General features: G+C 58.5%; 13 protein-coding genes. 11 read left to right on the forward strand and 2 right to left on the reverse strand.

Annotated features, from left to right (window positions below; translation table 11 throughout):
- Positions 1-12: 12 nt before the first annotated feature.
- The 10 genes from B723_RS11465 to B723_RS11510 all read left to right on the forward strand — a co-directional run bounded on the left by B723_RS11465 (position 13) and on the right by B723_RS11510 (position 10,119).
- Positions 13-648, forward strand: coding sequence for a protein-L-isoaspartate(D-aspartate) O-methyltransferase (locus B723_RS11465; protein WP_174602683.1), 636 nt, complete (start codon positions 13-15; stop codon positions 646-648).
- Between the two features lie 202 nt (positions 649-850).
- Positions 851-1,708, forward strand: a complete 858-nt coding sequence (locus B723_RS11470; protein WP_017336726.1) for a peptidoglycan DD-metalloendopeptidase family protein — start codon at positions 851-853, stop codon at positions 1,706-1,708.
- Positions 1,709-1,813: 105 nt separating this feature from the next.
- On the forward strand, positions 1,814-2,821 hold the full coding sequence (gene rpoS, locus B723_RS11475; protein ID WP_008154012.1) for an RNA polymerase sigma factor RpoS: 1,008 nt from the start codon (positions 1,814-1,816) through the stop codon (positions 2,819-2,821).
- Positions 2,822-3,049: 228 nt separating this feature from the next.
- Entirely contained in the window at positions 3,050-4,063 is a 1,014-nt protein-coding gene (locus B723_RS11480) for a LacI family DNA-binding transcriptional regulator (protein WP_017336727.1), read from the forward strand.
- Positions 4,063-5,067 carry an ABC transporter substrate-binding protein gene (locus B723_RS11485; RefSeq protein WP_017336728.1) on the forward strand — a complete coding sequence of 335 codons (1,005 nt, stop codon included), beginning with the start codon at positions 4,063-4,065 and terminating at the stop codon, positions 5,065-5,067. Before B723_RS11480 ends, B723_RS11485 begins: the two co-directional genes overlap by 1 nt.
- Positions 5,068-5,937 (forward strand): ABC transporter permease, encoded by an 870-nt coding sequence (locus B723_RS11490; protein ID WP_017336729.1) that lies wholly within the window; start codon positions 5,068-5,070, stop codon positions 5,935-5,937.
- Positions 5,934-6,728, forward strand: coding sequence for an ABC transporter permease (locus tag B723_RS11495; RefSeq protein ID WP_017336730.1), 795 nt, complete (start codon positions 5,934-5,936; stop codon positions 6,726-6,728). Before B723_RS11490 ends, B723_RS11495 begins: the two co-directional genes overlap by 4 nt.
- Positions 6,725-7,756 (forward strand): ABC transporter ATP-binding protein, encoded by a 1,032-nt coding sequence (locus B723_RS11500; protein WP_017336731.1) that lies wholly within the window; start codon positions 6,725-6,727, stop codon positions 7,754-7,756. Before B723_RS11495 ends, B723_RS11500 begins: the two co-directional genes overlap by 4 nt.
- 25 nt (positions 7,757-7,781) lie before the next feature.
- Positions 7,782-8,612, forward strand: coding sequence for a phosphodiesterase (locus B723_RS11505; RefSeq protein WP_017336732.1), 831 nt, complete (start codon positions 7,782-7,784; stop codon positions 8,610-8,612).
- A 187-nt stretch (positions 8,613-8,799) separates the two neighbouring features.
- Positions 8,800-10,119 carry an OprD family porin gene (locus B723_RS11510; protein ID WP_017336733.1) on the forward strand — a complete coding sequence of 440 codons (1,320 nt, stop codon included), beginning with the start codon at positions 8,800-8,802 and terminating at the stop codon, positions 10,117-10,119.
- Between the two features lie 431 nt (positions 10,120-10,550).
- On the opposite strand, the gene fdxA is transcribed toward B723_RS11510, so the two are convergent.
- Positions 10,551-10,874: a ferredoxin FdxA gene (fdxA, locus tag B723_RS11515; protein WP_007908827.1), complete on the reverse strand. Its 324-nt coding sequence runs from the start codon at positions 10,872-10,874 to the stop codon at positions 10,551-10,553.
- 142 nt (positions 10,875-11,016) lie between these two features.
- Positions 11,017-13,596, reverse strand: a complete 2,580-nt coding sequence (gene mutS / locus B723_RS11520) for a DNA mismatch repair protein MutS (protein WP_017336734.1) — start codon at positions 13,594-13,596, stop codon at positions 11,017-11,019.
- A gap of 210 nt (positions 13,597-13,806) precedes the next feature.
- Here mutS and B723_RS11525 point away from each other — a divergent pair, with 210 nt between their 5' ends.
- Positions 13,807-14,541, forward strand: coding sequence for a LexA family transcriptional regulator (locus B723_RS11525; RefSeq protein WP_031318438.1), 735 nt, complete (start codon positions 13,807-13,809; stop codon positions 14,539-14,541).
- The last annotated feature ends 351 nt before the right edge of the window (positions 14,542-14,892 follow it).

The raw sequence follows: 14,892 nt of genomic DNA on the forward strand, positions 1-14,892 counted from the left end.
CGCGGCATCGGGATGACTTCGCAACGCACCCGCGAGCGTCTGATTCAGCGGTTGTATGAAGAGGGCATTTCCAACGCCAAGGTGCTGGAAGTGATCCGCCGAACGCCGCGTCACCTGTTCGTCGACGAGGCACTGGCGCACCGTGCCTATGAAGACACGGCGTTGCCGATCGGCAACAACCAGACGATCTCCCAGCCTTACATGGTGGCCCGCATGAGCGAGCTGCTGCTGGAAGCGGGTCCGCTGGACAAGGTGATGGAAATCGGCACGGGGTCGGGTTATCAGACTGCAATCCTGTCGCAATTGGTCGAGCGGGTTTTTTCCGTCGAGCGCATCAAGGTTTTGCAGGACCGGGCCAAGGAACGTCTGGTCGACCTCAACCTGCGCAACGTGGTCTTTCGTTGGGGCGATGGTTGGGAAGGCTGGCCGGCGCTGGCACCGTACAACGGCATCATCGTGACGGCGGTGGCGACCGATGTGCCCCAGGCATTACTCGACCAGTTGGCACCCGGAGGGCGACTGGTGATACCGGTCGGGTCGGGTGAGGTTCAGCAGTTGATGCTGATCATCCGTGAAGAACACGGGTTTTCCAGGCGTGTTCTGGGGGCGGTGCGTTTCGTTCCACTGCTCAACGGGCCACTGGCCTGAGCATTTGTTTCGTCCCGGTGAATTCTCTTCGATTGCCCCTGTCTTACAGCGGCGTCGATCAGTTAAACGGGATTCATCGTCAGGTAGCAAACGTGTGCTTCGCTTCATTAAAGGTAAAGCCTGCACCGCTCGTTATACTGACGACACTTCATGCCGGGAGCACGGCAATTCCACATTTCAGCCACCACAAAGGGAGCGGCGGGTGAGTCTCACAGTCATTGCGCAGCGAATGGGTATAACGAGCTTTCAGCGCCTGGTGACTGGCCTTGTCTTAAGCACCTTGCTGGTCGGTTGTTCCAGCACCAAATCGGGCGCGGTGCGCGTCGTCGATCGCAACAACGCCGTCGCCCAGCGTCCGGCAGTAACCACGGGCCAATACGTGGTTCGACCTAAAGACACGCTGTTCTCGATCGCCTTTCGCTACGGCTGGGACTACAAAGCCCTCGCGGCGCGCAACAACATTCCTACGCCGTACACGATACATCCGGGTCAGACGATCCGCTTTGACGGTCGCACCGGTTCAACGCCGACGGCGGTGGTCAGCCCGGCCGATTCGGCGCCTTCTTCGTCGAGTAAAACCACTGTAATCCGGCGCCAGCCAAATGGCGCAACTACGACGACAACGGTGGTTGCACCGTCCGTCGCCAACAAGCCAGCACCCGCTCCGATGCCTCCCGCAGGCCCGGCCCCGACCGGCTGGGGATGGCCTTCTAATGGCATCCTGATTGGAAAATTCTCTTCAAACGGTAGTTTGAATAAAGGAATTGATATCGCCGGAGATTTGGGACAGCCTGTTTTAGCTGCGTCTGATGGGACGGTGGTATACGCCGGGAGTGGCTTAAGGGGCTACGGCGAATTAGTCATCATCAAACACAGCGATACCTACGTCAGTGCCTACGGTCACAACCGCAGGCTGTTGGTTCGGGAGGGGCAGCAGGTCAAGGTCGGACAGACAATTGCCGAAATGGGGTCAACGGGTACAGACCGGGTGAAACTGCATTTTGAGATTCGCCGACAAGGTAAACCTGTAGATCCGCTGCAGTTCCTGCCACGTCGTTGATTTGTTACCAGCCTGTTCCGTCACGTAGAGGGAACAGGCTCCAGCGTTGCCAGGGATAAAGGCGCCGCTCGAGCTTGAGGTCGAACTCACCAAAGGACTATAACAATGGCTCTCAGTAAAGAAGTGCCGGAGTTTGACATCGACGATGAGGTTCTCCTGATGGAGACCGGCATCGGTACGGATTCGATGTCGAATGATGAAGGGGCTGCTCCACCTTCCGTTCGTGCCAAATCCAAACACTCCGCCTCGTTAAAGCAGCACAAATACATTGACTACACGCGTGCACTCGATGCTACGCAGCTGTACCTCAATGAAATCGGCTTTTCCCCTCTGCTGTCCCCCGAAGAAGAAGTTCACTTTGCACGCTTGTCGCAAAGTGGCGATCCGGCCGGGCGCAAACGCATGATTGAAAGCAACCTGCGGCTGGTGGTGAAAATCGCCCGACGCTATGTCAATCGTGGCCTGTCGCTGCTGGACCTGATCGAAGAGGGCAACCTCGGGCTGATCCGGGCGGTAGAGAAGTTCGACCCCGAACGTGGCTTCCGCTTTTCGACCTACGCAACCTGGTGGATTCGTCAAACCATCGAGCGCGCGATCATGAATCAGACCCGGACCATCCGGTTGCCGATCCATGTGGTCAAAGAACTCAACGTGTACCTGAGGGCCGCACGGGAGCTGACGCAAAAACTCGATCACGAACCCTCACCCGAAGAAATCGCCAACCTGCTGGAAAAACCGGTGGGAGAGGTCAAGCGCATGCTCGGCCTGAACGAGCGGGTATCTTCGGTCGACGTCTCGCTGGGTCCGGATTCGGATAAAACCCTGCTGGACACCCTAACCGATGACCGTCCAACCGATCCGTGTGAACTGTTGCAGGATGACGACCTGTCTCAGAGCATCGATCAATGGCTCTCGGAACTGACCGACAAGCAGCGCGAGGTGGTGATACGCCGCTTCGGTCTGCGCGGTCATGAGAGCAGCACGCTGGAAGATGTGGGCCTGGAAATTGGCCTGACCCGTGAGCGCGTCAGACAGATCCAGGTGGAAGGCCTGAAGCGTCTGCGGGAGATTCTGGAGAAAAATGGCTTGTCGAGCGAGTCGCTTTTCCAATAAGCACAGCGCTTGACCAAGTAGCAAAAAACCCCGACTGGTTCGGGGTTTTTTGTGTCTGTAAATCCTGCCGGTCATTCCGCGGCTGTCTGCCTGAGCACAGTGCTGTTCAATCGCGGGTCGGCCCATCGAACGTCGCTTCTGCAATAGAAATGTCATGTTCCTTAACTGGGAACGCCATATTCGCCAAGTAATGTGCTCGTCAATGAGATCGATCTCAAGCGAGTGACAATGACTGATTTAATTGAAGTTGCACGGCTGGCAGGCGTTTCGCGGGCGACCGCGGCCCGGACCTTTTCCTCCCCGGAAGTGGTGCGCCCGGCGACCCGAGAGCAAGTCATGGCGGCGGCGCGTCAACTGGGTTTTCGGCCCAATCGGCTTGGCCGGCAGTTGCGCCTGCAAACCACCAACCTGATCGGGGTCGTGGTGCCCAATCTGCTCAATCCGGTATTCGCTGAGCAAATCCAGGCGATGGAGCGTGCCGCACGTTCACGAGGTTACAACCTGTTGCTGGCGACTACCGACTACAGCAGTGAGCGCGAAAGCTCGGTGGTCGAGGAGTTGTTGCGACAGCGGGTCGACGGTCTTGTTCTCACGGTGACGGACGCCGAGAGCAACCGCGTGTTGCAGAGCCTTGCCAGCGAAGACACCCCGTTTGTGTTGGCCTATCACCAGCCGGGTCATCCGGATTACAGCACCGTGTCGGTCGATAACCGCGCCGGCATGGCGATGGCCACCCGGTATCTGCTCGACGCCGGGCACTCCCGGATCGGCATGGTCGCGGGCCCCGCGCTGCAGTCCGACCGTGCTCGTCTGCGGTATGCCGGGTATTGCGACGCGATGCGCGAGGCCGGCCTCGACAGTTTGCCCGTGATTGAAATGCCTGCTCACACCGAGGCGGAATTCGCCGCCATCGAACCTCTGCTGCGAGGCCCCCAGGCGATCAGCGCGGTGGTCTGCTCCAACGATTTGCTCGCCATCAGCCTGATCGCGCAATTACGGCGCAACGGTTGGTGCGTTCCCGGGCAACTTTCAATCATTGGTTTCGACGGCATCGCCCTTGGCGCTCAGATGCACCCGACGCTATGCAGCGTCGTTCAACCTATTTCGGAACTGGCCTGCACGGTGATCGAGCAACTGTTGGCACAGATCGCCGGTGCAGCGCCGAATTCCCATTGTCTGTCTTGCCATATCAGGCCGGGCGACAGTATCCAACCCTACGAAATCATACCTGGAGATGTCTGATGTTCCCTTTGCGTAAAACACTGGCGACATTGTTGCTCTGCGGATTGGCCAACCTGAGCCAGGCCGCTGACACTGCGATTTGCTACAACTGCCCGCCGGAATGGGCGGACTGGGGCACGCAGCTCAAGGAAATTGCCAACGCGACCGGCGTGCAGGTGCCGCTGGACAACAAGAATTCAGGTCAGGCCCTGGCGCAGTTGGTCGCCGAACAAGCCGCTCCAGTGGCTGACGTGGTGTATTACGGCGTCACCTTCGGTTTGCAGGCTCAAAAAGCCGGCGTGGTCGACACGTATAAACCCAAGGGTTGGGACCAGATTCCCGCTGGCCTGAAGGACCCGGACGGTCACTGGTTCGCGATTCATTCCGGCACGTTAGGCATCATGGTCAACGTCGACGCACTGGGCGGATTGCCGGTGCCGCAAGGCTGGAACGATCTGCTCAAGCCCGAATACAAAGGCATGGTCGGCTACCTCGACCCCTCAAGCGCTTTTGTCGGTTATGTCTCTGCCGTAGCGATCAACCGGGCCATGGGCGGCAGCCTGGATAACTTCGCGCCTGCCATCGATTATTTCCAGAAGCTGGCGAAAAATACGCCGATCGTGCCCAAGCAGACGGCGTACGCCCGAGTGCTGTCAGGCGAACTGCCGATTCTGGTCGATTACGACTTCAACGCTTATCGCGCGCGCTATAAGGACAACGCCAACGTCGCCTTCGTCATTCCCAAGGAAGGTAGCATCAGCGTGCCTTACGTGATGAGCCTGGTGGGCAACGCCCCGCATCGCGACAATGCGCAGAAGGTGTTGGATTTCGTCCTGTCCGATCAAGGCCAGGCACTCTGGGCCAAGGCTTATCTGCGCCCTGTGCGCGCGATAAAAATGCCCGCCGAGGTGGCCGCGCAGTTCTTGCCGGATAGCGATTATGCCCGGGCGGGTGTGGTCGATTACCAGGAAATGGCCGCGGTCCAGGAAGCCTTTTCGGCACGCTACTTGAAAGAGGTCAAGTAAGTGACGACCTCGTTCTTGAAAGTTCGGGAGGTCCGGTCGGGGCGCGCCATTTTTCCGCGCTGGCGCCCGACCGCTGCTTGGGCGCTGGCGCCGGCCGCAGCCCTGTTGTTCGCGTTCTGGCTGCTACCGCTGGCGCACCTGATTGTTCTGGGCGGGCAGGGACGAGATGGCAGTGCAAGCGGTTACTGGCAGGTGCTGAGTAGCGCGCAATACCTGAGTAGCCTGGCGCAAACCTGCCTGCTTGCGCTCGTGGTGACCCTGGCGGCGCTCGTGGTGGGCGGTATCACTGGCGTGTTCCTCGCTCGTCAGCACTTTTTCGGACGCTCGACACTGGTGGCTTTGCTGACCTTTCCACTGGCGTTTCCTGGTGTGGTCGTCGGCTTCCTGGTGATTCTGCTGGCGGGGCGCCAGGGATTGTTCAGTGCCCTGGGCGTCACGCTGGCGGGGGAGCGCTGGGTCTTTGCCTACTCGTTGGCGGGCTTGTGTGTTGGCTACCTGTACTTCTCGATTCCGAGGGTGATCCTGACGGTGATGGCCGCTTGCGAAAGCCTGGATCGCAGCCTTGAGGAAGCCGCCCACTCGCTGGGAGCGGGTTCCTGGCGAGTGGTCATGGACGTCATTATTCCCGGTTTGGCGCCGGCCCTGGTTTCCTGCGCGGCTATCTGCTTTGCGACCTCCATGGGCGCGTTCGGCACGGCGTTCACCCTGGGCACGCGCCTCAACGTAACCCCGGTCGCGATTTATAACGTATTTACCAACTACGCCAATTTTGCCGTGGCCGCAGCGCTGTCGGTGGTGCTTGGCGCGGTGACCTGGATCGCGCTCCTGCTGGGCCGGCGACTGGTCACTCCATCGAGGACAATCTTGTGAAGCGTTCCACACTGTTTGTCGGGCAACTGGTCTTCACCTTGCTGGTGTGCGCCTTCATGTTGGTGCCGGTATTGATGTCGCTGATGGCCGGATTGACGCGCAATTATTTTCAGGGGCTGTCCAGCGGCCTGACGTTCGATTGGCTGGTGCAGGTCTGGCTCGCTTACTCATCCACGGTCTGGTTGTCCCTGCAATTGGCGCTAGCCTGTGCGCTCTGCGTCAGTGTGCTTGGCGTGCCGGCGGCGTATGCGCTGGTGCGAATGAACAACCGCTTCAGCCGCGGGTTCGAGGAACTGATGGTGTTGCCAGTGGCGATGCCGGGACTGGCCAGTGCTTTGGCCTTGCTGCTTACCTACGGCCAGTTCGGTGGGTTTCGCAGCAGCTGGTTATTCATCCTTGTAGGTCATGTGTTGTTCACTCTGCCATTTCTGGTGCGTCCGGTCATGGCGGTGATGCAACGCCAGCATCTGCCGGTATTGGAAGAGGCTGCGGCGAGCCTTGGCGCGGGACCGTTGCGGCGATTCTTCGGCGTGGTGATACCCAACTGCCGAGCAGGGATTCTCGCCGGGGTGCTGATGGTCGTCACGTTGTCGCTGGGCGAGTTCAACCTGACCTGGATGCTGCACACGCCGATGACCAAAACGTTGCCGGTGGGCCTGGCTGACAGTTATGCCTCGGCACGACTGGAGGTCGCCAGTGCTTACACACTTCTATTTCTACTGATGATCGTGCCGCTGCTTATTGCGTTGCAGGCTATCAGTGCCCGTCTGTCCCGCGGAGAAAGTCGATGAGCGGAATCACCATTCGCCTGGAAGGGTGCCGCAAGGCATTTTCCGATGGCACCGTTGCTGTACATGATCTGAACCTGACCATTGAAGCCGGGGAAACGCTGGCGATTCTCGGCCCTTCGGGTTGCGGTAAAACCACCACCCTGCGCCTCATCGCCGGCCTGGAACGGCCGGATGTGGGCCATGTTTTTTTCGCTGACAAGGATGTCACGCGCTTACCGATCGAGCGTCGTGATGTGGGTATGGTGTTTCAAAATTATGCCTTGTTTCCGAATCTGGACGTGGCCGCCAACATTGTTTACGGCCTGAAAATTCGCGGCCTTTCACCCGCCGAGCGCAACAAGCGGTGCTCGGAGTTGCTGGAGCTGGTGGGGCTGCAAGGTCACGAAAAACGCAGTGTTCACGAATTGTCCGGGGGGCAGCGTCAGCGAGTCGCCCTGGCTCGGGCCCTGGCACCCAGACCCAAAGTGCTGCTGCTCGACGAACCTCTGGCGGCGCTGGACGCACAATTGCGTGAACGCCTGCGCAGCGAGCTGGATCAGTTGCTCCGCGGATTGGGGGTGACCTCGGTATTTGTCACCCATGATCAGGGCGAGGCGATGGCGCTGGGCGATCGCATTCTGGTCATGGAGCGCGGTCGGGTCGCGCAATTGGGCACTCCACGGGAAATCTATCGGCAGCCGGCCAACACGTTTGTCGCCAGTTTCGTCGGCAATCTCAACGCTTTTCCGGTGATCGAGCACACGCCCTCGGGCTTGAAAGTCAGCGGCGGTGAATTGCCGTGGAGGGGCGCGCATCCCCCTTCCACCGTATATTGCCGCCCTGAACACTTACGGGTGATGCCCGGCGGCGGTCATCTGTCCGGGCGCCTGGTAGGGCAATTTTTCCAGGGGGCACAAAGCCGCTTGTTGGTCGATGTCGGCGCTGCACAGCCGCTGATGGTGGACAGCGCAGACGGCGTGATCCACGACTTTGGCGCGCTGATTGCTCTGGGCATCGAGCCGCAGCAGCTGTTCACCCTGCAACCGTAATGTTCTGGTCATTAGTGAGTGAATTTTGAATCGTTCGTTTCTCATTGCGCAGCTCAGTGATCTGCACCTGAAAGCTGATCACAAGCTGACCTACGGTGTCGTTGATACCACTGGCGCGCTGCGTCGTGCGGTCGATCAATTGAATGCCAGTCATCCGCGCCCGGATATTGTGGTGATCAGCGGCGATTTGGTGGACTTCGGCCGTCCTGATGAATATGCCGTGCTGCGTTCCGAACTGGAGCGGCTGCACATGCCTTGCTACCTGGTGCCTGGCAACCACGACATTCGCGAGCATTTGCAGGCGGCCTTTACAGATCACGCCTATTTGCCGACATCGACGGGTGCTCCGCTGGACTGGGTGGTGGAGCAGCATCCGGTGCGCCTTATCGGTTTGGATACGACCATTCCCGATGCCCATGGTGGCCGTGTGCTGGACAGTCAATTGCGTTGGCTCGACGAACAATTGGCACGTCGCCCCGACGTCCCGACGCTGTTGATCCTGCATCACCCGCCGTTCATCAGCGGTATTGGCCACATGGATCGTGAACCGTTTATCAACGCCTTGGCGCTGGAGCGGGTCATTGCCCGGCACCCGCAGGTGGAGCGCTTGCTGTGCGGGCATTTACATCGATCAATGCAGCGGCGTTTCGGCGGCAGTCTGAGTTGCGTATGCCCGGGGACCTCACATCAGATCGTGCTGGATCTGCAGCCCACGGCGCCGGCGCATTTCAATCTTGAACCACCCGGTTATCTGCTGCATCGCTGGGATGCACAGGCGCTGACGACCCACAACGTCGTTGTTGGCGAGTATCCCGGCCCGTATCCGTTTTATGACGCTCATGGACTGATCGACTGAAACAAAGGGACTTTCAAGGCGCTTTCCTGACAGGGTTCTTCGGAGGTTTTTAACCACTATTACTTCTGCTGATTCGCAAGTTTTTTGAAGACTATTTAATGCATCGGCCAATCCTTTGATTGGCGGGGTGCTTCCTGCTGCCATTTTAATAGACCCGGAACAGAGTTCCGCGCTGGAGTTCGTCCTGATGAAAACCACGTTAAAAGTACTGAGTTGTTTGACCGGCGTTCTGGGTGTTGCCATGAGTCCGTTGGCGAGTGCTGAATTTATCAAAGACAGCAAAGCCAACTTGAATTTGCGTAACTTCTATTTCAACAACGATAACCGCGACGGTGCCGCCGCTCCTTCGAAGACCGAAGAGTGGGGGCAAGCCTTCATGCTCAATTATCAATCCGGATTTACCGATGGAACCGTGGGATTCGGTCTGGACGCCATAGGCCTGCTGGGTTTGAAGCTCGACAGCGGCGCGGGGCGCCATGTCGGCGGGTCAATGTTTCCCAACGATGGCGACAAAGCGGCAGATCAATGGAGCCGTATGGGCGCGACGGCCAAGATGCGTTTCTCCAAAACCGAACTGCGCTACGGGACCTTGCAGCCCAAGTTGCCCATTCTGGTTTCCAACGACGGGCGTCTCCTGCCTCAAACTTTTGAAGGCGGACAAGTCACTAGCAATGAAATCGACAATCTGACCCTCACCGCCGGTCAACTGGAGCACGCCACCGGGCGTGCTTCCAGTGATCGCGCGGGGCTGGCCGTTGCGGGCGCCACTCAGGAAAGTAATAAATTCAGCTTTGCCGGTGGCGACTACAAACTGACCAAGGATCTGACCGCCCAGTATTACTACGCCAATCTTGAAGACTATTACAATCAGCACTTCGTTGGGTTACTGCATGTTTTGCCCCTGGACGAATACGGTTCATTGAAAACCGACTTGCGTTATTTCAAGACCACCTCCGACGGTAAAAACAGCACCGTGGCCGGTCGCGCCGGTGGCTATAAAATGGGCGGCTACAGCAAAGACCGTAGTGGTGAAATCGACAACGATACCTGGAGCGCGGCGTTCATTTATTCATTGGGCGGGCATGCGATTACCGCGGGCTATCAAAGCGTTTCCGACGACAGCAACTTTGCACAGCTGAATCAGGGTGGGCTGGTGGGCAAAGGTGAAGGCGGCGCGAGTCTTTATCTCTATACCGACCGTACCATTCAAACATTCATCCAGGCCGGTGAGCGCACCGCATTCGCACAATACGCATATGACTTTTCCGCGCTGGGCGTTCCTGGGTTGAAGGCGTCCGTGATGTACCTCAAAGGCGACAATATCAAGACTGTCAGCGGCAATGATGCCAGCGAATGGGAGCGCGATATCTCGCTGGACTATGTGATTCAGAGTGGCGCACTGAAAAATGTGGGGTTTGGCTGGCGTAACGGCATGGCCCGAAGCGATATCGCTCGCGATCAGGATCAGAATCGTCTGATCGTGAGCTATACGATTCCATTGATGTAGGTATGGAGGCGTGTAAGCGATAGAGCATAACGGTTGGTGACCTTCCTAAAGCGTTGTAGGTCTTGGCTTACTCTTCCGTAAGTGTTCGTTGTGTTTACACCCGGCCAAAGTGCCCAAGGGAGGCGGGTATGAGACCTGCCTCCCCGATTTAACGGGGTGTTGGTCAACGTTAACGCTACACGGCCACGTTTTTTTCGCCGCGGGTCCCGATTGCGTTACGCCATTAACCCTCTAGTATCGGTGCTGTGTCGACGGACAGACACGCCCTTCAAGGATGAGGGGAAAGGACATTGCAGGACGCGATTCATCAGGACGATGAAAAGGAACACAGGGAATAGGGAAAAAATGTGGGCGGGTCAAACCGCCCCTTTTTTTGCCTGCAGAAAAGCAAAAAAGGCCCGCAAGGGGCCTTTTCGGGAACGCGGGGGAAATCAGCGTTCGAGATCTTTGATCTTGCCTTTGACGCCATCCCACTCTTCGGCATCGGGCAGCGATTCTTTCTTCTCGGTGATGTTGGGCCAGATTTCGGCCAGCTCAACGTTCAGCTGAATGAATTCCTGCATCTCTTCCGGGACTTCATCTTCAGAGAAGATGGCCACGGCAGGGCATTCTGGTTCGCACAGTGCGCAGTCGATGCACTCATCCGGGTGAATCACCAGGAAGTTCGGGCCTTCGTAAAAGCAGTCCACCGGACAGACTTCTACGCAGTCGGTGTACTTGCACTTGATGCAGTTGTCGGTGACGACGAAGGTCATTTCTAATTTTCTCCTCAGGCGGCGGCAGCGGAGCCCCTTCACGTTGGGGTCGCCAGGTTTGGGAGCGATAGTCTGCAGGCCAGGCTATTGGCCTGCAGCATCCCAAACCGCGCGAGATTCTAACAGCTTGCAGGCAAGTGCGTTAGATCCGTGTCTTTAGTGTATAGAGCATTTCGAGCGCGCGACGCGGCGTCAGGTCATCCAGATCCAGTTTGGCCAGTTCATCGAGCACCGGATGGGGCAGGCTGGCGAACATGTCGCTCTGTTGCGGCGCGGCCGTTTTGCCTTTGGCAGCCTTGGGCACTTCATGGGGCAGCGCGGTGGCTTCCAGGCGACCCAGGTGCTCGCGAGCGCGCACGATCACTTCACTCGGCACGCCGGCCAGCTGCGCAACGGCCAGGCCATAGCTCTGGCTGGCAGGCCCGGGCAGCACATGGTGCAGGAACACGATGCGCTCGTTGTGCTCGGTGGCATTGAGGTGCACGTTGGCCACCAGCGGTTGCGCTTCCGGTAGCACCGTCAGTTCGAAGTAGTGGGTGGCGAACAGCGTGTAAGCCCGCAGGTGCGCCAGGCGTTCGGCCGCAGCCCACGCCAGGGAAAGACCGTCGAAGGTGCTGGTGCCGCGACCGACTTCGTCCATCAGCACCAGGCTGCGCTCGGTGGCATTGTGCAGAATGTTGGCGGTTTCGCTCATTTCGACCATGAAGGTCGAACGTCCACCGGCCAGGTCATCGCTGGAACCGATCCGGGTGAAGATGCGGTCCACCAGCGACAGTTCGCAACTGGCCGCCGGCACGAAACTGCCGATGTGTGCCAGCAACACGATCAGTGCGGTCTGGCGCATGTAGGTGGATTTACCGCCCATGTTCGGACCGGTGATCACCAGCATGCGGGTATTGTCGTCGAGGCTCAGGTCGTTGGCCACGAACGGCGTGGTCAGCACTTGCTCGACCACCGGGTGACGGCCCTGGCTGATGCGCATGCAGGGCTCGTCGACGAAGCGCGGGCAATTCAGATCGAGATTCAATGCGCGTTCGGCGAGGTTGCTCAGTACATCCAGTTCGGCCAATGCCGCGGCGGTGTCTTGCAGCGGTGGCAACTGGGCGATCAGGTCTTCGAGCAGCGCTTCGTAAAGCATCTTTTCGCGAGCCAGGGCGCGGCTCTTGGCCGACAGTGCCTTGTCCTCGAACGCCTTGAGTTCCGGCGTGATAAAACGCTCTGCGCCCTTCAGCGTCTGGCGACGAATGTAGTCGGCCGGCGCCGATTCGGCCTGCTTGCTCGGCAACTCGATGAAGTAACCGTGAATGCGGTTGTAACCGACTTTCAGGTGCGACAGGCCGGTGCGGGCCTTTTCGCGTGCTTCCAGATCGATCAGGAACTGTCCGGCGTTTTCGCTCAGCGATTGCAGGTCGTCGAGCTCGCTGTCGTAACCGGTTTTCAACACGCCGCCATCGCGGATCACCGCAGGCGGGTTGTCGATGATGGCTTTTTCCAGCAGTGCCGCCAGTTCCGGGTAGGTGCTGGTGGTCTTGGCCAGTTGAATGATGTGCGGCGCTTCCAGCTCGGTCATCGCCACTTGCAACTCAGGCAGTGCACCGAGTGCATCGCGCAGACGAGCGAGGTCGCGAGGACGGGCGTTACGCAGACCGATCCGCGCCAGAATCCGCTCGATGTCACCGATTTCCTTGAGCTGCGGTTGCAGCTTTTCGAAACGGTAGCCGTCGAGCAGGCAAGTGATCGAGGTCTGGCGTGACAGCAAAACCTTCAGGTCGCGCAACGGCCGGTTCAACCAGCGGGTCAGCAGGCGACTGCCCATCGCGGTCTGGCAGCGATCAACCACCGATTGCAGCGTATTGTCGCGACCACCGGCGAGGTTGGTATCGAGTTCCAGGTTGCGGCGGCTCGCGCCATCCAGCACCACGGTGTCGTCCAGGCGTTCATGCCGCAGGCTGCGCAAATGGGGCAGGGCGGTGCGCTGGGTTTCCTTGGCGTAGCTGAGCAGGCAACCGGCGGCGCCGATGGCCAGGGTCAGGTTCTCGCAACCGAAACCTTTCAGGTCCTGGGTCGAGAATTGCTGGCAGAGACTTTTCAGCGCCGAGTCACGCTCGAAATCCCACGGCGCACGGCGACGTACCCCACGGCGTTTTTCCGCCGGCAAATCCTTCGGCCAGTCATCCGGGATCATCAGCTCCACCGGATTGACCCGCTCCAGTTCCGCCAGCAGGTTTTCCCAGCCCTTGATCTCCAGCACAGTGAAGTTGCCGCTGGTGATGTCCAGCACTGCCAGTCCGAACAGGCGCTCGTCACCCAGTACCGCCGCGATCAGGTTATCCCGACGCTCATCCAGCAGCGCTTCATCACTGACCGTACCCGGCGTGATGATCCGCACCACCTGGCGATCCACTGGCCCCTTGCTGGTCGCCGGATCGCCGACCTGCTCACAGATCACCACCGATTCGCCAAGCTTCACCAGTTTCGCCAGGTAACCTTCCGCGGCATGGTAAGGAATCCCGCACATCGGAATCGCCTGACCGGCCGACTGCCCACGGGCGGTCAGGGTGATGTCCAGCAACTTGGCGGCCTTCTTCGCGTCTTCATAGAAGATCTCGTAGAAGTCACCCATGCGGTAGAACATAAGCTGGTCGGGGTGCTGGTTCTTCAGGCGCCAGTACTGCTGCATCATTGGCGTGTGAGAGGACAGATCGGTGAGTGCTTTATTCATCGGATATCAGGCAAATTCGTTGAAAGGTGTAGGGCAAAGGAGGGACATCGGCCCGGCTTTTCCGCGATGGGCGCAAGGTTAACATGGGCGGTCCACCCGACGCAGGCATGAAAGCGGCGGGATACCTGTCTGCCGTCCATACACAATTTATGCGCTGTTTATGCAATTCTGCATTTGCCTACGAAAAAAAGATCAAGCACTATGCGCGTTATGCAAAAACGCAATGTTTCTACCGTATTAAGAGCGCTGCTCGATCAGCACGGGATCTCCCCCACGGAGCTTCACCGTCGCACGGGCGTGCCTCAATCCACTCTCTCGCGCATCCTCAGCGGGAAGATCGTCGATCCTTCGGACAAACACATTTCGAAGATCGCCGAATACTTCGCCGTGAGCACCGACCAGTTGCGGGGCCGTGCGGATGTCGCGCCTACCGTCAATTCCAGTCGCGATGAACTGCATTCGGAACTCAAGGACATAAGCCTGTGGGATGACGATACGCCCGTCGATGACGACGAGGTGTCCGTCCCCTTTCTTCGCGAGGTTGAATTGGCTGCTGGATCAGGAAGATTCGTCATCGAAGAAAGCGAGCGCTCTAGCCTGCGCTTCGGCAAACGCAGCCTGCGCCACAACGGTGTGCAGTTCGACCAGGCCAAATGCGTGACGGTGCGTGGCAACAGTATGTTGCCGGTACTGCGCGACGGCGCCACCGTGGGGGTCAATGCCGGCAAATGCGGGATTGGCGACATCGTCGATGGCGACCTGTATGCCATCAACCATAACGGCCAGTTGCGGGTTAAACAGCTTTATCGCCTGCCGACGGGAATTCGCCTGCGCAGCTTCAATCGCGATGAGCATCCGGACGAGGACTACACCTTCCAGGAGATCCAGGAAGAACAGATTGTCATCCTCGGCCACGTCTTCTGGTGGGGCATGTACGCCCGTTAACCTCATCGCTGTCAGATAAAACCCGCCACTGCGCGGGTTTTTTTTCGCCTGCTGAAAACCGTCAACGCCTTTGTCTGTGGGGCTTTCATGCGTAAATGCATTTAAAGCGCATAAATAAATGCATTTGTGCATTGACTGTATATGCATCCATGCATATTCTTTGTCTCAAGCCGCTCAACAAAGCAGCTCGAAACGAAGTTCTTTAGTTCCACCACAAAGGCAGCGATGAACCGGCCTCAACGGTTCAGAGGGTTGGCAACTGACCCGGGTGTGCAGCGTAAAGCACCAGAAGCAGTTATCCGGCGGGCAGGGACCGCGGTCGGAAAAACAATCTGAATGGACCCGTACCGC

Source organism: Pseudomonas fluorescens NCIMB 11764, assembly GCF_000293885.2.
GTDB classification, from domain to species: Bacteria; Pseudomonadota; Gammaproteobacteria; order Pseudomonadales; family Pseudomonadaceae; genus Aquipseudomonas; species Aquipseudomonas fluorescens_B.

Bases quoted from the DNA above. Each gene is read 5' to 3' on its own strand.
- B723_RS11465 (WP_174602683.1), top strand. From the start codon at position 13: ATGACTTCGCAACGCACCCGCGAGCGTCTGATTCAGCGGTTGTATGAA.
- rpoS (WP_008154012.1), top strand. From the start codon at position 1,814: ATGGCTCTCAGTAAAGAAGTGCCGGAGTTTGACATCGACGATGAGGTT.
- B723_RS11480 (WP_017336727.1), top strand. From the start codon at position 3,050: ATGACTGATTTAATTGAAGTTGCACGGCTGGCAGGCGTTTCGCGGGCG.
- B723_RS11485 (WP_017336728.1), top strand. From the start codon at position 4,063: ATGTTCCCTTTGCGTAAAACACTGGCGACATTGTTGCTCTGCGGATTG.
- B723_RS11500 (WP_017336731.1), top strand. From the start codon at position 6,725: ATGAGCGGAATCACCATTCGCCTGGAAGGGTGCCGCAAGGCATTTTCC.
- B723_RS11510 (WP_017336733.1), top strand. From the start codon at position 8,800: ATGAAAACCACGTTAAAAGTACTGAGTTGTTTGACCGGCGTTCTGGGT.
- fdxA (WP_007908827.1), bottom strand. From the start codon at position 10,874: ATGACCTTCGTCGTCACCGACAACTGCATCAAGTGCAAGTACACCGAC.
- mutS (WP_017336734.1), bottom strand. From the start codon at position 13,596: ATGAATAAAGCACTCACCGATCTGTCCTCTCACACGCCAATGATGCAG.
- B723_RS11525 (WP_031318438.1), top strand. From the start codon at position 13,807: ATGCAAAAACGCAATGTTTCTACCGTATTAAGAGCGCTGCTCGATCAG.